The organism is Aeromonas sp. sif0611 (assembly GCF_019218845.1).
Lineage (GTDB): Bacteria > Pseudomonadota > Gammaproteobacteria > Enterobacterales > Aeromonadaceae > Aeromonas > Aeromonas media.
The window spans coordinates 321,962-334,034 of record NZ_JAHUWU010000005.1 but is presented as its reverse complement, the minus strand read 5'-3'; the positions used below and the strand labels follow the sequence as shown (position 1 = coordinate 334,034).

16 protein-coding genes are annotated in these 12,073 nt (G+C 60.8%); 10 read left to right on the top strand and 6 right to left on the bottom strand.

Annotated elements, in window-relative coordinates:
* Nucleotides 1–5: 5 nt before the first annotated feature.
* Nucleotides 6–353, top strand: a complete 348-nt coding sequence (locus KW824_RS14605; protein ID WP_005329036.1) for a putative quinol monooxygenase — start codon at nucleotides 6–8, stop codon at nucleotides 351–353.
* A gap of 55 nt (nucleotides 354–408) precedes the next feature.
* On the opposite strand, the gene KW824_RS14600 is transcribed toward KW824_RS14605, so the two are convergent.
* From KW824_RS14600 to hpt, 3 genes are all read right to left on the bottom strand, one after another.
* On the bottom strand, nucleotides 409–1,182 hold the full coding sequence (locus KW824_RS14600; RefSeq protein ID WP_041205064.1) for an ABC transporter permease: 774 nt from the start codon (nucleotides 1,180–1,182) through the stop codon (nucleotides 409–411).
* Nucleotides 1,179–2,096, bottom strand: a complete 918-nt coding sequence (locus tag KW824_RS14595; protein ID WP_042648902.1) for an ABC transporter ATP-binding protein — start codon at nucleotides 2,094–2,096, stop codon at nucleotides 1,179–1,181. Before KW824_RS14595 ends, KW824_RS14600 begins: the two co-directional genes overlap by 4 nt.
* Before the next feature lie 112 nt (nucleotides 2,097–2,208).
* On the bottom strand, nucleotides 2,209–2,739 hold the full coding sequence (gene hpt / locus KW824_RS14590; protein ID WP_041205063.1) for a hypoxanthine phosphoribosyltransferase: 531 nt from the start codon (nucleotides 2,737–2,739) through the stop codon (nucleotides 2,209–2,211).
* A 201-nt stretch (nucleotides 2,740–2,940) separates the two neighbouring features.
* Between hpt and KW824_RS14585 the strand changes: the two genes are divergently transcribed.
* Nucleotides 2,941–3,555 carry a TetR/AcrR family transcriptional regulator gene (locus KW824_RS14585; protein ID WP_042648901.1) on the top strand — a complete coding sequence of 205 codons (615 nt, stop codon included), beginning with the start codon at nucleotides 2,941–2,943 and terminating at the stop codon, nucleotides 3,553–3,555.
* Between the two features lie 74 nt (nucleotides 3,556–3,629).
* On the opposite strand, the gene KW824_RS14580 is transcribed toward KW824_RS14585, so the two are convergent.
* Both KW824_RS14580 and mpl read right to left on the bottom strand, forming a co-directional pair.
* A complete protein-coding gene (locus tag KW824_RS14580; protein WP_218410157.1) occupies nucleotides 3,630–4,241 on the bottom strand; it encodes a flavin prenyltransferase UbiX in 612 nt (203 codons plus the stop codon).
* Complete coding sequence (gene mpl, locus KW824_RS14575; RefSeq protein ID WP_218410156.1) at nucleotides 4,238–5,614, bottom strand: UDP-N-acetylmuramate:L-alanyl-gamma-D-glutamyl-meso-diaminopimelate ligase; 1,377 nt, start codon at nucleotides 5,612–5,614, stop codon at nucleotides 4,238–4,240. Before mpl ends, KW824_RS14580 begins: the two co-directional genes overlap by 4 nt.
* 235 nt (nucleotides 5,615–5,849) lie before the next feature.
* Between mpl and ppa the strand changes: the two genes are divergently transcribed.
* Nucleotides 5,850–6,380, top strand: a complete 531-nt coding sequence (gene ppa, locus KW824_RS14570) for an inorganic diphosphatase (protein ID WP_005329022.1) — start codon at nucleotides 5,850–5,852, stop codon at nucleotides 6,378–6,380.
* A 26-nt stretch (nucleotides 6,381–6,406) separates the two neighbouring features.
* On the opposite strand, the gene KW824_RS14565 is transcribed toward ppa, so the two are convergent.
* Nucleotides 6,407–6,757 carry a hypothetical protein gene (locus tag KW824_RS14565; RefSeq protein ID WP_218410155.1) on the bottom strand — a complete coding sequence of 117 codons (351 nt, stop codon included), beginning with the start codon at nucleotides 6,755–6,757 and terminating at the stop codon, nucleotides 6,407–6,409.
* A 123-nt stretch (nucleotides 6,758–6,880) separates the two neighbouring features.
* Between KW824_RS14565 and KW824_RS14560 the strand changes: the two genes are divergently transcribed.
* The 7 genes from KW824_RS14560 (at nucleotide 6,881) to KW824_RS14530 (ending at nucleotide 11,996) form a co-directional block, all read left to right on the top strand.
* Complete coding sequence (locus KW824_RS14560; RefSeq protein ID WP_041205060.1) at nucleotides 6,881–7,759, top strand: hypothetical protein; 879 nt, start codon at nucleotides 6,881–6,883, stop codon at nucleotides 7,757–7,759.
* Nucleotides 7,760–7,978: 219 nt separating this feature from the next.
* Nucleotides 7,979–8,521 carry a YtfJ family protein gene (locus tag KW824_RS14555; RefSeq protein WP_043129681.1) on the top strand — a complete coding sequence of 181 codons (543 nt, stop codon included), beginning with the start codon at nucleotides 7,979–7,981 and terminating at the stop codon, nucleotides 8,519–8,521.
* 43 nt (nucleotides 8,522–8,564) lie between these two features.
* Nucleotides 8,565–8,855, top strand: a complete 291-nt coding sequence (locus KW824_RS14550; protein ID WP_041205059.1) for a hypothetical protein — start codon at nucleotides 8,565–8,567, stop codon at nucleotides 8,853–8,855.
* 35 nt (nucleotides 8,856–8,890) lie between these two features.
* Complete coding sequence (locus KW824_RS14545; RefSeq protein ID WP_218410154.1) at nucleotides 8,891–9,466, top strand: DUF2796 domain-containing protein; 576 nt, start codon at nucleotides 8,891–8,893, stop codon at nucleotides 9,464–9,466.
* A 4-nt stretch (nucleotides 9,467–9,470) separates the two neighbouring features.
* On the top strand, nucleotides 9,471–10,157 hold the full coding sequence (locus KW824_RS14540; protein ID WP_218410153.1) for an ABC transporter ATP-binding protein: 687 nt from the start codon (nucleotides 9,471–9,473) through the stop codon (nucleotides 10,155–10,157).
* Between the two features lie 79 nt (nucleotides 10,158–10,236).
* The gene (locus KW824_RS14535) at nucleotides 10,237–11,484 is read left to right on the top strand and encodes an ABC transporter permease (protein WP_043129685.1); all 1,248 of its coding nucleotides are present in this window, start codon (nucleotides 10,237–10,239) and stop codon (nucleotides 11,482–11,484) included.
* Between the two features lie 35 nt (nucleotides 11,485–11,519).
* Nucleotides 11,520–11,996 (top strand): DUF3299 domain-containing protein, encoded by a 477-nt coding sequence (locus tag KW824_RS14530; protein WP_043129686.1) that lies wholly within the window; start codon nucleotides 11,520–11,522, stop codon nucleotides 11,994–11,996.
* The last annotated feature ends 77 nt before the right edge of the window (nucleotides 11,997–12,073 follow it).

Below are 12,073 nucleotides of genomic sequence, written 5' to 3'. Positions count from 1 at the left end.
CAAAGATGTCCAAGAAGGTTTATTGCATCGCCCAGTTCCAGCCCAAGCCGGGCAAGGAGCAGGCCCTGTTCCAGGTGTTGCAGGGGCTGGAGCCCAACACTCTGCGCGAAGATGGCTGTCTGCAGTACAGAGTCACCCGCCACATTGCCAGCCCGTTTGCCGAGGGGGAGAGCTTCCCCATCGTCTTCAACGAGATCTGGCAAGACATGGCCAGCTTCGAGGCGCACTGCCAGCGCGCGGAGATCAAGGCCTTCTTCGAGCGTTACTGCCTCGCCGAGGACGGCCTGGCGGCCAAGTGGAACGTCTGCGTCTACAGCGACGAGCCGGCGGACTATGACGCCCCTGCCCTCTGAGGCAAACCTGGAACAAAAAAAGGCGCCTTTCGGCGCCTTTTCCATGGGTGAAACCTCAGTGGCGCAGCCCGGTGCCGCGGGAGATGAGCCACCAGGCCAGCCCGTAGAGGGCGACGATGAAGCCGATGATGATGAGATAGGCGGTGCCGAGCGGCACGTCGGAGATGCCGAGGAAGCCGTAGCGGAACGCATTCACCATGTAGATGATGGGGTTCACCTGGGAGACCCCCTGCCAGAACGGCGGCAGCAGGCTGATGGAGTAGAAGACCCCCCCCAGATAGGTGAGCGGCGTCAGGATGAAGGTTGGAATGATGCTGATGTCATCGAACGACTTCGCGAACACGGCGTTGATCAGCCCCCCCAGGGAGAACAGGATCGAGGTCAGCAGCACGGTGAAGCAGACGCTGAACAGGTGGTGGATCTGCAGCGGCACGAAGAACAGGGAGACCAGGGTGACGATGAGGCCGACACAGAGGCCCCGGGCCACGCCGCCGCCTACATAACCGGCGATGATGATGTAGTTCGGTACCGGCGCCACCAGCAGCTCCTCCACGTTGCGTTGGAACTTGGCGCTGTAGAAGGAGGAGGCGACGTTGGAGTAGGAGTTGGTGATGACCGACATCATGATGAGACCGGGCACGATGAACTCCATGTAGCTGAAGCCCCCCATCTCACCGATGCGTGACCCTATGAGGTTGCCGAAGATGACGAAGTAGAGGCTCATGGTGATGGCCGGCGGCACCAGGGTCTGGATCCAGATGCGGGTAAAGCGGCTCACTTCCTTGGCCAGTATGCTCTTGAAGGCGATGTAATAGGTCATGGGATTCATGCTTTGCGACCCTCCTCTACCAGGTTGACGAACAGCTCTTCCAGCCGGTTTGCCTTGTTGCGCATGCTCAGCACCTTCACCCCCTGGGCGGAGAGCTGCTCGAACAGGCTGTTGAGGGACTGGCTCTTGTCCAGCTCCACCTCCAGGGTGTGCTCATCCTGCATGCGGCCGTTGAATTCGGGCAGGCTCGGCACGGCAGAGCCTGGCACCAGATCCAGCAGGAAGGTCTCCCGCCCCAGCTTGCCGAGCAGGCTCTTCATGCTGGTGTTCTCGATGAGGCGCCCCTTGTCGATGATGCCGATGTTGCGGCACAGCATCTCCGCCTCTTCCAGGTAGTGGGTGGTGAGTATGATGGTGACGCCCTGCTCGTTCAGATCCTTGAGGAAACTCCACATGGAGCGACGGATCTCGATGTCCACCCCGGCGGTCGGCTCATCCAGGATCAGCAGCCTGGGCTCGTGCATCAGGGCGCGGGCTATCATCAACCGGCGCTTCATGCCGCCGGAGAGGGTGCGAGCCGCCATGTCGCGCTTGTCCCACAGATCGAGCTGACGCAGGTATTTCTCGGCGCGCACCTTGGCCTCGGCCCTTGGCACGCCGTAGAAACCGGCCTGGTGAGTCACTATCTGGCTCACCTTCTCGAACATGCTGAAGTTGAACTCCTGGGGCACCAGGCCGAGCTGGGCCTTGGCCAGCTCCAGATCGGTATCGATGTCATGACCGAACACCTTGACCTTGCCGGCACTCTTGTTCACCAGCGAGCTGATCACGCCGATGGTGGTGGACTTGCCCGCCCCGTTCGGGCCGAGCAGGGCGAAGAAATCTCCCTGCTTGACGGTGAGATCTATGCCCTTGAGGGCTTCGACGCCCCCCTGATAGGTCTTCTTCAGACCGCTGATTTCCAATGCGTTCATTGCAACCCCTGTGATGGATGAGCCCATCTCGAGACAGAAAAGGCGGCTTTAGCGCCGCCTGAAGACAGTCGATGACGGGCGGCCAAGCTGCCCTGCCACGTCCGAGCCTTGCTTACTCTTGCGGAACTACCTTGCCGATGAAGGGCAGATTACGGTACTTCTGGGCGTAGTCGATGCCACAGCCCACCACGAACTCGTCCGGGATGGCGAAGCCAATCCAGTCTACCGGCACCTGGACCTCACGGCGGGACGGCTTGTCCAGCAGGGTGCAGATGGCCAGGGACTTAGGTTCGCGCAGGGAGAGGATCTCGCGCACCTTGTTGAGGGTGTAGCCGGTGTCGATGATGTCCTCGACGATCACCACATCCTTGCCTTTGATGTCGTCATCCAGATCCTTGAGGATGCGCACGTCACGGGTGCTGTGCATGCCGGAGCCATAGCTGGAGGCAGTCATAAAATCCAGGGTGATGGGCAGCTGGCACTGACGGCATAGATCGGCCAGGAAGACGCAGGAACCGCGCAAGAGGCCAATCATCACGACTTCATCGGAGCCTTGGTAACGGGCGGTGATCTCTTCACCCAGTTTGGCGATCCGGGCGGCAACCTCGGCCTCGGAGATCATCACCTCGACGTTGTGTTTCATCACATACTCCAATAATGGCCAAAGGGTTATTGGCCGTTCATTAACATCAAAACCGATGATTCTACCACTCCAACCGGAAGGCGTCAGGCATACGTGATGCTTTTATCGGCTTATTTTAATTGATAGAGTTAGCAAGCCTTCGGGCATTATCGGTGACAATACTATAAACACCATAATCAATAACTATTAGATGAAAAAACTATGGAACCACGCGCAGAAATAAGACGTCGGACCCGGCTGTCGCCGGAGGCTCGTCGTGATCAATTGATGGAATGTGCCATCGAGGTATTTTCCCGTCGTGGCATTGGCCGCGCGGGACATGCCGAAATTGCCGAGCAGGCCAAAGTCTCGGTTGCCACCGTCTTCAATTATTTCAACACCCGTGAAGATCTGGTCGATGAAGTGCTGACCGAAATTGAAGGCTTTGTACAGCAGATCCTCGAGCAGGCTTATAACGGGCAGGGCTCGGTCAGGGACAGCATCCACCGCCATGTGAAGCTGTTCGTTGACGCCGCCTACGACAAACCGGACCACGCCAGTATCTGGCTGGAATGGAGCTCATCGGTACGGGAAGAGGTCTGGCCCCGTTACACCCGCCTGCTGGACAAGGCGTTGGAGCGCATCGCCCCCCACCTGCAAGCGGCTATGGACAGCGGCGAGATCCAGAGCGTGCTGTCGGCGCAGGATCTGGCCCGCTCCCTGACCGGATTTGGCTACGTCATGATGCAGATGATCAATCAGCCACAGCGCCCAAGCCGGGAAGAAGTGACCGATTTCCTGTTCAAGTACGTGACGGCCCCCCTTCAGGTGGCCTGATCCTCTTGCCAATAAAAACGGCGCCGACTGTTCAGGTCGGCGCCGTTTTTTTGTCTGTCTTCCACCTCGCTGACTCAGTGCTTGGCATAGCCCCAGCGGCGGGTCAGCTCGTGTTCGACGCCCAGATGATCCAGGATCCGCGCCACCATGAAGTCCACCAGATCCTCGATGCTCTTCGGCTCATGGTAGAACCCCGGCGCGGCGGGCATGATGGTCACCCCGAGCCGCGCCAGTTTCAGCATGTTCTCCAGATGGATCGCTGAGAAGGGGCTCTCGCGGGGCACCAGGATCAATTGGCCACGCTCCTTGATCACCACATCCGCCGCCCGTTCCAGCAGGTTGTCGGAGGTGCCGTTGGCAATGGCCGAGACGGTGCCCATTGAGCAGGGGCAGACCACCATCTGCTTGGGCGCCGCCGAGCCGGAGGCCACCGGCGAGAACCACTCCTCCTTGCCGCAGGCGACGATCTGCCCCTCCATGGCGCCGTACTGGCGACAGAGATGGGCGGAGAGCTCTTTCGGCGAACCAGGCCACTCCTGCTGCTGCTCGGTCTTGAGCACCACCCGGGCGGCCGAGGAGGCGAGCAGGTAGACTCTGTAGTCCGCCTGCACCAGACACTGCAGCAGGCGCAGGGCGTAGGGGGCACCGGAGGCGCCGGTCAGCGCCAGGGTGATCTGCTTGTTCATGATGTGCCTTGCTTGAGGCGGGCGATCAGCTTGTCGTGAATGCCGCCGAAGCCGCCGTTGCTCATGATCAGAATATGATCCCCCGCGCGGCTCTCGGCCACCAGTGCGCCGATCAGGAGCTCCAGATCGTCAAACACCTGCGCCGGACGGCTCATGTGGGCGGTCACCTCGCCGAGATCCCAGCCGATGTTCGCAGGCTGGAAGAAGAACACCTCGTCGGCGCCGTCGAAGCAGCCAGCCAGCTCCTCCTTGTGCACCCCCAGCTTCATGGTGTTGGAGCGGGGCTCCAGCACCGCCAGGATGCGGGCCTGCCCTCCTGCGGCATCAACCCTGGCGCGCAGGCCGCCGAGGGTGGTCTCGATGGCGGTGGGGTGGTGGGCAAAGTCGTCATAGACGCTGATGCCTGCCACCTCGCCCTTGAGCTCCATCCGTCGCTTGGGGGATTTGAACTGGCAGAGCGCCGCGATGCCGTGCTCCACCATGACACCGGCATGGCGGGCGGCAGCGATGGCCATCAGACCGTTGTTGACGTTGTGCTCGCCGATGCACTCCCAGTGCACCTCGCCCTGTTTTTCGCCATCCAGCCACACCTCGAAGGCGGAGCCGTCGTCGGTCAGCTTGACCGCCTTCCACTTGGCGTCGTCCTGACCCACCAGCTCCACCTCGCTCCAGCAGCCCATCTTGCGCACGGCGGTGAGGTTGTCATCGGCCTGGGGGAACAGCACCCGGCCGTTGCTCGGCACGGTACGCATCAGGTGATGGAACTGGCGCTGGATGGCGGCGAGATCCGGGAAGATGTCCGCGTGGTCGAACTCCAGATTGTTCATCACCAGGGTGCGTGGGTGGTAGTGGACGAACTTGGAGCGCTTGTCGAAGAAGGCGCAATCATACTCGTCCGCCTCGATGACGAAGAAGGGGGCGGAGCCGAGGCGAGCAGAAACCGGGAAGTTGCCGGGCACACCACCGATGAGGAAACCGGGCTCGAGTTTGGCATATTCCAGTACCCAGGCCAGCATGCTGGCGGTGGTGGTCTTGCCATGGGTGCCCGCGACGGCCAGTACCCAGCGATCCTGCAACACGTGTTCCAGCAGCCACTGGGGGCCAGAGATATAGGGCAGGTTGCGATCCAGGACATACTCCACACAAGGGTTGCCACGGCTCATGGCATTGCCGATCACCACCAGATCCGGCGCCGGATCGAGCTGGGACGGATCATAGCCCTCGGTCAACTCGATGTCTTGCTGCTCGAGCTGGGTGCTCATGGGGGGATAGACGTTGGCATCGGAGCCGGTGACTCGATAACCCAGCTGTTTTGCCAACACCGCCAGACCACCCATAAAGGTGCCGCAGATCCCGAGAATGTGAATATGCATACCGCTTCCTTTCGCAGTAAAGGGAAGTGCGCATTCTAGGGTCTGTTGACCCGGTGGCACAAGCCGCGACCATGGCAAGAGCGCTGTCGAGTCCGGCAAGGCGACAGAAATCGGACGGCACCAGGTGGCACGGCATCCGCCAGCACACTCCCCTGCCCGCGAAATATGGTCATTTGACGGGACATCGCTATAATGTCGGCCTGCAAACTTGACTCCAACACGCAAAGGAAACGTCATGAGCCTGAACCTGGTACCGGCTGGCAAGAGCCTGCCTGACGACATCTACGTCATCATCGAAATCCCGCAGAATGCCGACCCGATCAAATACGAAGTCGACAAGGACAGCGGTGCCATCTTCGTTGATCGCTTCATGTCCACCCCGATGTTCTACCCGTGCAACTACGGTTACGTGAACGCCACCCTGTCCCTGGACGGTGACCCCGTCGACGTGCTGGTGCCGACTCCCTACCCGCTGCTGGCCGGCTCCGTCATTCGCTGCCGTCCGGTTGGCGTGCTGAAGATGACCGACGAATCTGGCGAAGATGCCAAGATCGTGGCCGTTCCCCACTCCAAGCTGACCAAGCAGTACGATCACATCCAGGATGTGAACGATCTGCCCGAGCTGCTGAAAGCCCAGATCCAGCACTTCTTCGAGCGTTACAAAGAGCTGGAAGCTGGCAAGTGGGTCAAGGTGGAAGGGTGGGGCGACAAGGCCGCTGCCGAAGCCGAAATCCTGACTTCTGCCGAGCGTTACGCTGCCAAGTAAGCGTCTCTCTCGCAAAAAAAGGCGCCTTATGGCGCCTTTTTTATTGGCCGTTGCGGGGACAGCCCTGGCGGATCCCCCTGGATATAGAGGTCGCGCCCGTTCTGTCGATAGGGGCGGTAATAGTTGTCCCCACAGCGATATTCCTGCCCGGCGCTCCCCACCAGATCGCAGTTGACCGGCAGTACCTCCAGCCACTTGATGGCCTGCTGGAACCGCAGCCACTCCTGCCATTCATGTTCTCGCGCCAGTTGATCCCGCAGGGCAAAGGTATCCGCCGTGGACATGCCCTGATTGACGATCACCTGACCCGCCAGTGTCGGCAACGAGAGCAGCATCAGCAAAAACAATGAAACAGGCTTCATGGTTATTTCCGACATGACTTATTTCCCTGACTAAATTTACCGCTGAATCAGATAATTACCAATATCGTCATCACTAAACCAATCCAAATCCCGTCGGCTCACCTAGTTGTTTAGTATCACCCAGGCAGGATGCACACCATGAAACTGGCACAATGCCTGCTGTGGAGTCTACTCTTCGGCTCTGCGGCAGTGGCCAATGAGGTCAACATGAGCTGGCAGTGGCAATCCGCCGACGGCCAGCGCAAGCACCTGCAACTGACCACGGACGAGCGGGTCCTCTCTGCCAGCCGCCACGAGATGACGCAGCTCGACACCGCACTCAACTACCCGCTGGAGACCCTCTACTCCTACATCAGCCCCCGGCTCTACAACAGCATCAACCAGATCAACCACTACAGCCCCGAGACAGCCACCAAGTTTCGTGACCTGGAGCAGGCCTTTACCCTGCACGACAGCAGCCTCGAGTCCATCCAGTTCTGGCAAGCCTACCAGCAATACCAGGAGGATGCCTTCTACGAGATGCGAGTCTTGCCCTGCGTACACCCGGCCAATCGCAAGCTGCCCTGCGTGAGGCCCAACTACTCCCAGCTGTTCTACCAGTTCAAGGGGGATCTCAAACCCCTGGCCAGGCAATTTTCGGCCAAGGATCTGGCCACCAGCGTCAATCTGCTGCAGGAGTGGTTGAGCGGAATCCCCACCCCGTCCGAGCAGATGGATCACTTCGCTCCTCCCCTGCAGGCCCTGCAAGAAAACAAGGCTGACAGTGACGAGAAGGCGCTGCTGATGGCGAGCCTCCTGGCCGAGTTGGCACCGCAATACAACCTCAGCATCATCTATCCGGACATCAGCATCGGCAGCGTCTCGCCAGCCTGGCTCGCCATCACGGCCGACAGCGGGCTGGAAGGGGATACCCTGGTGATCGGCAACCAGCGCCACGTGCTGCTGACCGGCTCCCCCCTGCTGGCTCAGCAGATGACCATGGCCCAGATCCCCCTGATCAGCGAACCGCTCTATTGAGTCCACTGCCTCAGCACAAGGGCAATCAGTTGATTTTTATCGGCCTCATGACATCCTTGCCGCCGTCATTCGCAGGTTCAAGGCAGATTGATTCTGCGACCAGATAAATCCTCGCGTTTATTTAACACTTTTTAAACAGATCCGATCAGTTTAGGATGTTCAGGGTCCCATTCCCTCGATCCCAAAATCGTTATAACATCACAAAGGAGTGTCATACGGATGAAACATCTCGTACTTACCCTGGCGCTGCTGCCAACTCTGGTTCTGGCCCACAACATCAAGGAATCGGCCCAGGTGCCTCTGGTCAACATCGGCGACAAGGGTGAGCTGGTGCTGAAGGATAAAGAGGTCAGCTATCAGCCCTGGCAAAGCAAGGTACTGACCGGCAAAGTCTTTCTGATACAGCATATCGCAGGTCGCTCCAGTGCCAAGGAGCTGAACGCCCCCATGATCGAGGCGATCAAGGCGGCCAAACTGCCCCATGACAAGTACCAGACGGTCACCATCATCAACAGTAATGACGCCATCTGGGGCACCTCCGGCTTTGTGAAGAGCAGCGCCGAAGACAGCAAGAAAGAGTTCCCCTGGTCCGCCATGGTGCTGGATGCCAAGGGCATGGCCCGCAACGCCTGGGATCTGGCGCCGGAAAGTTCGGCCATCATAGTGCTGGATAAAGAGGGCAAGGTGCTGTTTGCCAAAGATGGCCAGCTCGCTGCCACCGAGATAACCAAGGTGATGGGGCTCATTCAGTCCCATCTCTGAATCAGAGAGAAGGGCGCTGATGGCGCCCTTTCCATAAGGGTCTATGGGTCGTACCACGTTGACAATCTGGATGTTGCTGCTGGGCTGGTTGTGGATGCAACCGGCGCTGGCACAGCATCCGCTTGAAGCCGACCTGCCCGAACATAACCATGCCTGCACCCTCTGCGCCCTGCATCTGGATGGCAAGCTGGCACTCACCCCGACCCCCCTTGTCCCGACCCAGCCCTCTGTCATCGACCTGTTTATCGGCACCACCTTGCCAACCGTCACCACCACGACGTCAGGCCATAGCCGCATCAGAGCCCCGCCATACCTTCATTGTTCCTTCCGTTGAATCAGTTTCTTATCAATTTTTCAAAAGGATTAACGATGAAAGCAGTCATCCTGTTGCTGGCCGCAGCCGCCTTCGGCGCCCAGGCAAATCACGACGAACACGAGAACCACAGCCATGGTGCCCACGAGCACGGCCATGGCCACCTCAATCTGGTGGTGGATGGCAACCAGCTGATGATCGAGCTGCAGGCCCCCGCAGCCGACCTGGTGGGCTTCGAACACACCGCCAGGAGCGATGAAGATAAGGCACAACACGCCAGGGCCGTGGCCCGCCTCCAGCAACCCGACACCCTGTTTCGCCTCGACCCGGCCGCCGGCTGCAAGCTGACCCAGCAGGAGTTGCAAGCCGCCAAAGAGGATCACGACCATGACCATGACCATGACCATGACAAGGCTGCCAGCGAGCATGATGAGCACCACGATGAGGCGGGCCATGCGGACCTGGGGGCCATGTATACCTACACCTGCGCCACCCCGGCCAAACTCAATGGTCTTGAAGCCACCCTGTTTGCCGTCTATCCGAGCCTGGAGAAGCTGAGCGTGCAGGGGATCCTGCCCACCGGCCAGACTGCGGCCGAGCTGACCCCGTCCGCCAACAAGCTGAGCTGGTAACGCCATGAAAAACGCCGTGGTTGAGATCTGCGATCTGGCCTTTGCCTGGCCAGGTGGCGACGCTGTACTCGATCTGCCCGCCCTGCGCATCCGCGAGGGGGAACGGGTGTTTATCAAGGGCCCGTCGGGCTGTGGCAAATCCACCCTGCTCGGCTTGCTTGCCGGGATCCAGACCGCCAACCACGGCACCCTGGAGGTGCTGGGCCAACCATTGGCCCGGCTTTCCGGCCGCGCCCGTGACCAGTTCCGGGCGGCCAATCTGGGGTACATCTTCCAGCAGTTCAATCTGCTACCGTTTCTATCGGTGCAGGACAACGTCACCGCTGCCCTCACCTTCTCGCCCGCCAAGCGGGCCCGCCTGAAAGGAAGCCCGGAACAGGAGGCGCGCCGCCTGCTGGCTGAGCTGCAACTGCCGGACGAGGCACTGCATCGCCCCGTTCACGCCCTCAGCATCGGCCAGCAACAGCGGGTCGCCGCCGCCCGGGCGCTGATCGGCTCGCCGCCGCTGGTGATCGCCGACGAACCCACCTCGGCCCTGGATACCGACAACAGAGCCGCCTTCATCAAGCTGCTCTTCGAGGAGTGCGACAAGCAGGGCTCGACCCTGATCTTCGTCAGCCACGACCCCTATCTGGAGCCCCTCTTCCCACGGGTAGAGAACCTGCAACAGCTCAACCGGAGGGCCGCATGATGAACACCGCAGATAAGAGCCTCTGCCCGACCATGCCGGGATGCCATGACCTCCTCTTCCCCCTGGGCTGGAGGTGCATATGCTGAAACTCGCCCTGCAAAGCCTCTGGGCCCGTCGCCTCACCGCCGGACTTACCCTGCTGGCCGTCGCCATCAGCGTCACCCTGCTGCTCGGGGTGGAGCGGGTGCGCAGCCAGGCACGCGAGAGCTTCTCCAATACCGTTTCGGGTACCGATCTCATCGTCGGCGCCCGCTCCGGTCAGGTGAACCTGCTGCTCTACTCGGTGTTTCGCATCGGCAACCCCACCAACAACGTGGGTTGGGACTCCTACCAGGCCATCAAGACAAAGCCTGGCGTCGCCTGGACCATCCCCTTGTCACTCGGTGACTCCCACAAGGGGTTCAGGGTGCTCGGCACCAACGGCGACTACTTCACCCATCTGAAGTACGGCCAGCAGCAGTCCCTGCAACTGCGCGAGGGACGCCCGTTCGAGACGCCGTTCGAGGCGGTGCTCGGCGCCCAGGTGGCACAGAAGCTGGGCTACAAACTGGACCAGCCCATCGTCATCGCCCACGGCGCCGGCAACACCTCGTTCAGCCAGCACGACAACCTGCCGTTCAAGGTGGTGGGGATACTGGCACCGACCGGCACGCCCATCGATCGCACCATCCATGTGCCGCTGGCGGGGATAGAGGCTATCCACCTTGGCTGGGACACCGGCCGTCACAGCAAGAACGTCACCCCGGAGCAGGCGCTGGCACTGGATCTCACCCCGAAAACCATCACCGCCTTTATGGTGGGCCTGAGCAACCGCATTCTGGCGTTCCAGCTGCAGCGGGGCATCAACACCTACCCCAGGGAGCCGCTGATGGCCATCCTGCCCGGGGCCGCCTTGCAGGAACTGTGGAGCCTGATGAGCGTGGCGGAGACGGCGCTGTCGGTCATCGCGGGCTTCGTGGTGGTGGCGGGCCTCATCGGCATGCTGACGACCTTGCTGGCGGGGCTCAACGAGCGGCGCCGCGAGCTCGCCATATTGAGATCCCTCGGCGCGGGCCCGGCCCACCTGTTCCTGCTGCTGGCGCTGGAGGCGATGGCGCTGACCACCCTCGGCATCGCCCTCGGGGTAGCCGTGCTCTATCTCGGCCAAGGGCTTGCCACCCCCTGGCTGCTCAGCCACTATGGCCTGCAATTAAGCCTGGGGCTGCCGAACGCCTATGAGTGGCAGTTGCTGGGGCTGGTGTGGCTGGCAGGCATGGTGATCGGCCTGCTCCCCGCCGCCCGCGCTTATCGTTACAGCCTGAGTGATGGCATGAGCATTCGCATCTAGCGACATGCCCGCATAAAAAATTGAGAGAAGGACAGATGATGAAGTGGAAGATAGTGGCGCTGCTGGCCAGCCTGCTGGTGCTGCCTGCCATGGCCGCCGATTACAAGACCATCGACTGGGATGTGCTCATTCCCGAAGGTGAGAAGCTGCTGCCCCCGCCCCAGGTGAGCCACGACGGCGACCTTTCCTCGGTGCCACAGCCGGTGGGGGGCGTCAACAAGAAGCTGGACAATCAGGAGGTGCGGATCCCCGGCTTCGTGGTGCCGCTGGAGGGGGATGCCAAGACCATCACAGCCTTCCTGCTGGTGCCCTACTTCGGCGCCTGCATCCACGTGCCGCCGCCCCCCACCAACCAGGTGATCTACGTGAGCTACCCCAAGGGAGCACCGGTGGACGATCTCTGGGACGCCATCTGGGTCAAGGGCAAGATGCACACCGTCAGCTCCAGTCACGAGATGGCCACCGCCTCCTACTCCATGGAGGCGGTCGAGGTCAGCGTCTACGAAGAGTAAGCCATGCCGATGGCCTCCTGCGGGAGGCCATTTTTTTATCCTGAACCCATCTCCTGAACCCCATGACGCCGTGCCCG

Bases quoted from the DNA above. Each gene is read 5' to 3' on its own strand.
- KW824_RS14580 (WP_218410157.1), bottom strand. From the start codon at position 4,241: ATGAACAAGCAGATCACCCTGGCGCTGACCGGCGCCTCCGGTGCCCCC.
- KW824_RS14540 (WP_218410153.1), top strand. From the start codon at position 9,471: ATGAAAAACGCCGTGGTTGAGATCTGCGATCTGGCCTTTGCCTGGCCA.
- KW824_RS14565 (WP_218410155.1), bottom strand. From the start codon at position 6,757: ATGTCGGAAATAACCATGAAGCCTGTTTCATTGTTTTTGCTGATGCTG.
- KW824_RS14600 (WP_041205064.1), bottom strand. From the start codon at position 1,182: ATGAATCCCATGACCTATTACATCGCCTTCAAGAGCATACTGGCCAAG.
- KW824_RS14560 (WP_041205060.1), top strand. From the start codon at position 6,881: ATGAAACTGGCACAATGCCTGCTGTGGAGTCTACTCTTCGGCTCTGCG.
- KW824_RS14530 (WP_043129686.1), top strand. From the start codon at position 11,520: ATGATGAAGTGGAAGATAGTGGCGCTGCTGGCCAGCCTGCTGGTGCTG.
- KW824_RS14550 (WP_041205059.1), top strand. From the start codon at position 8,565: ATGGGTCGTACCACGTTGACAATCTGGATGTTGCTGCTGGGCTGGTTG.
- KW824_RS14535 (WP_043129685.1), top strand. From the start codon at position 10,237: ATGCTGAAACTCGCCCTGCAAAGCCTCTGGGCCCGTCGCCTCACCGCC.
- KW824_RS14585 (WP_042648901.1), top strand. From the start codon at position 2,941: ATGGAACCACGCGCAGAAATAAGACGTCGGACCCGGCTGTCGCCGGAG.
- hpt (WP_041205063.1), bottom strand. From the start codon at position 2,739: ATGAAACACAACGTCGAGGTGATGATCTCCGAGGCCGAGGTTGCCGCC.
- KW824_RS14605 (WP_005329036.1), top strand. From the start codon at position 6: ATGTCCAAGAAGGTTTATTGCATCGCCCAGTTCCAGCCCAAGCCGGGC.
- KW824_RS14555 (WP_043129681.1), top strand. From the start codon at position 7,979: ATGAAACATCTCGTACTTACCCTGGCGCTGCTGCCAACTCTGGTTCTG.
- KW824_RS14545 (WP_218410154.1), top strand. From the start codon at position 8,891: ATGAAAGCAGTCATCCTGTTGCTGGCCGCAGCCGCCTTCGGCGCCCAG.
- ppa (WP_005329022.1), top strand. From the start codon at position 5,850: ATGAGCCTGAACCTGGTACCGGCTGGCAAGAGCCTGCCTGACGACATC.
- mpl (WP_218410156.1), bottom strand. From the start codon at position 5,614: ATGCATATTCACATTCTCGGGATCTGCGGCACCTTTATGGGTGGTCTG.
- KW824_RS14595 (WP_042648902.1), bottom strand. From the start codon at position 2,096: ATGAACGCATTGGAAATCAGCGGTCTGAAGAAGACCTATCAGGGGGGC.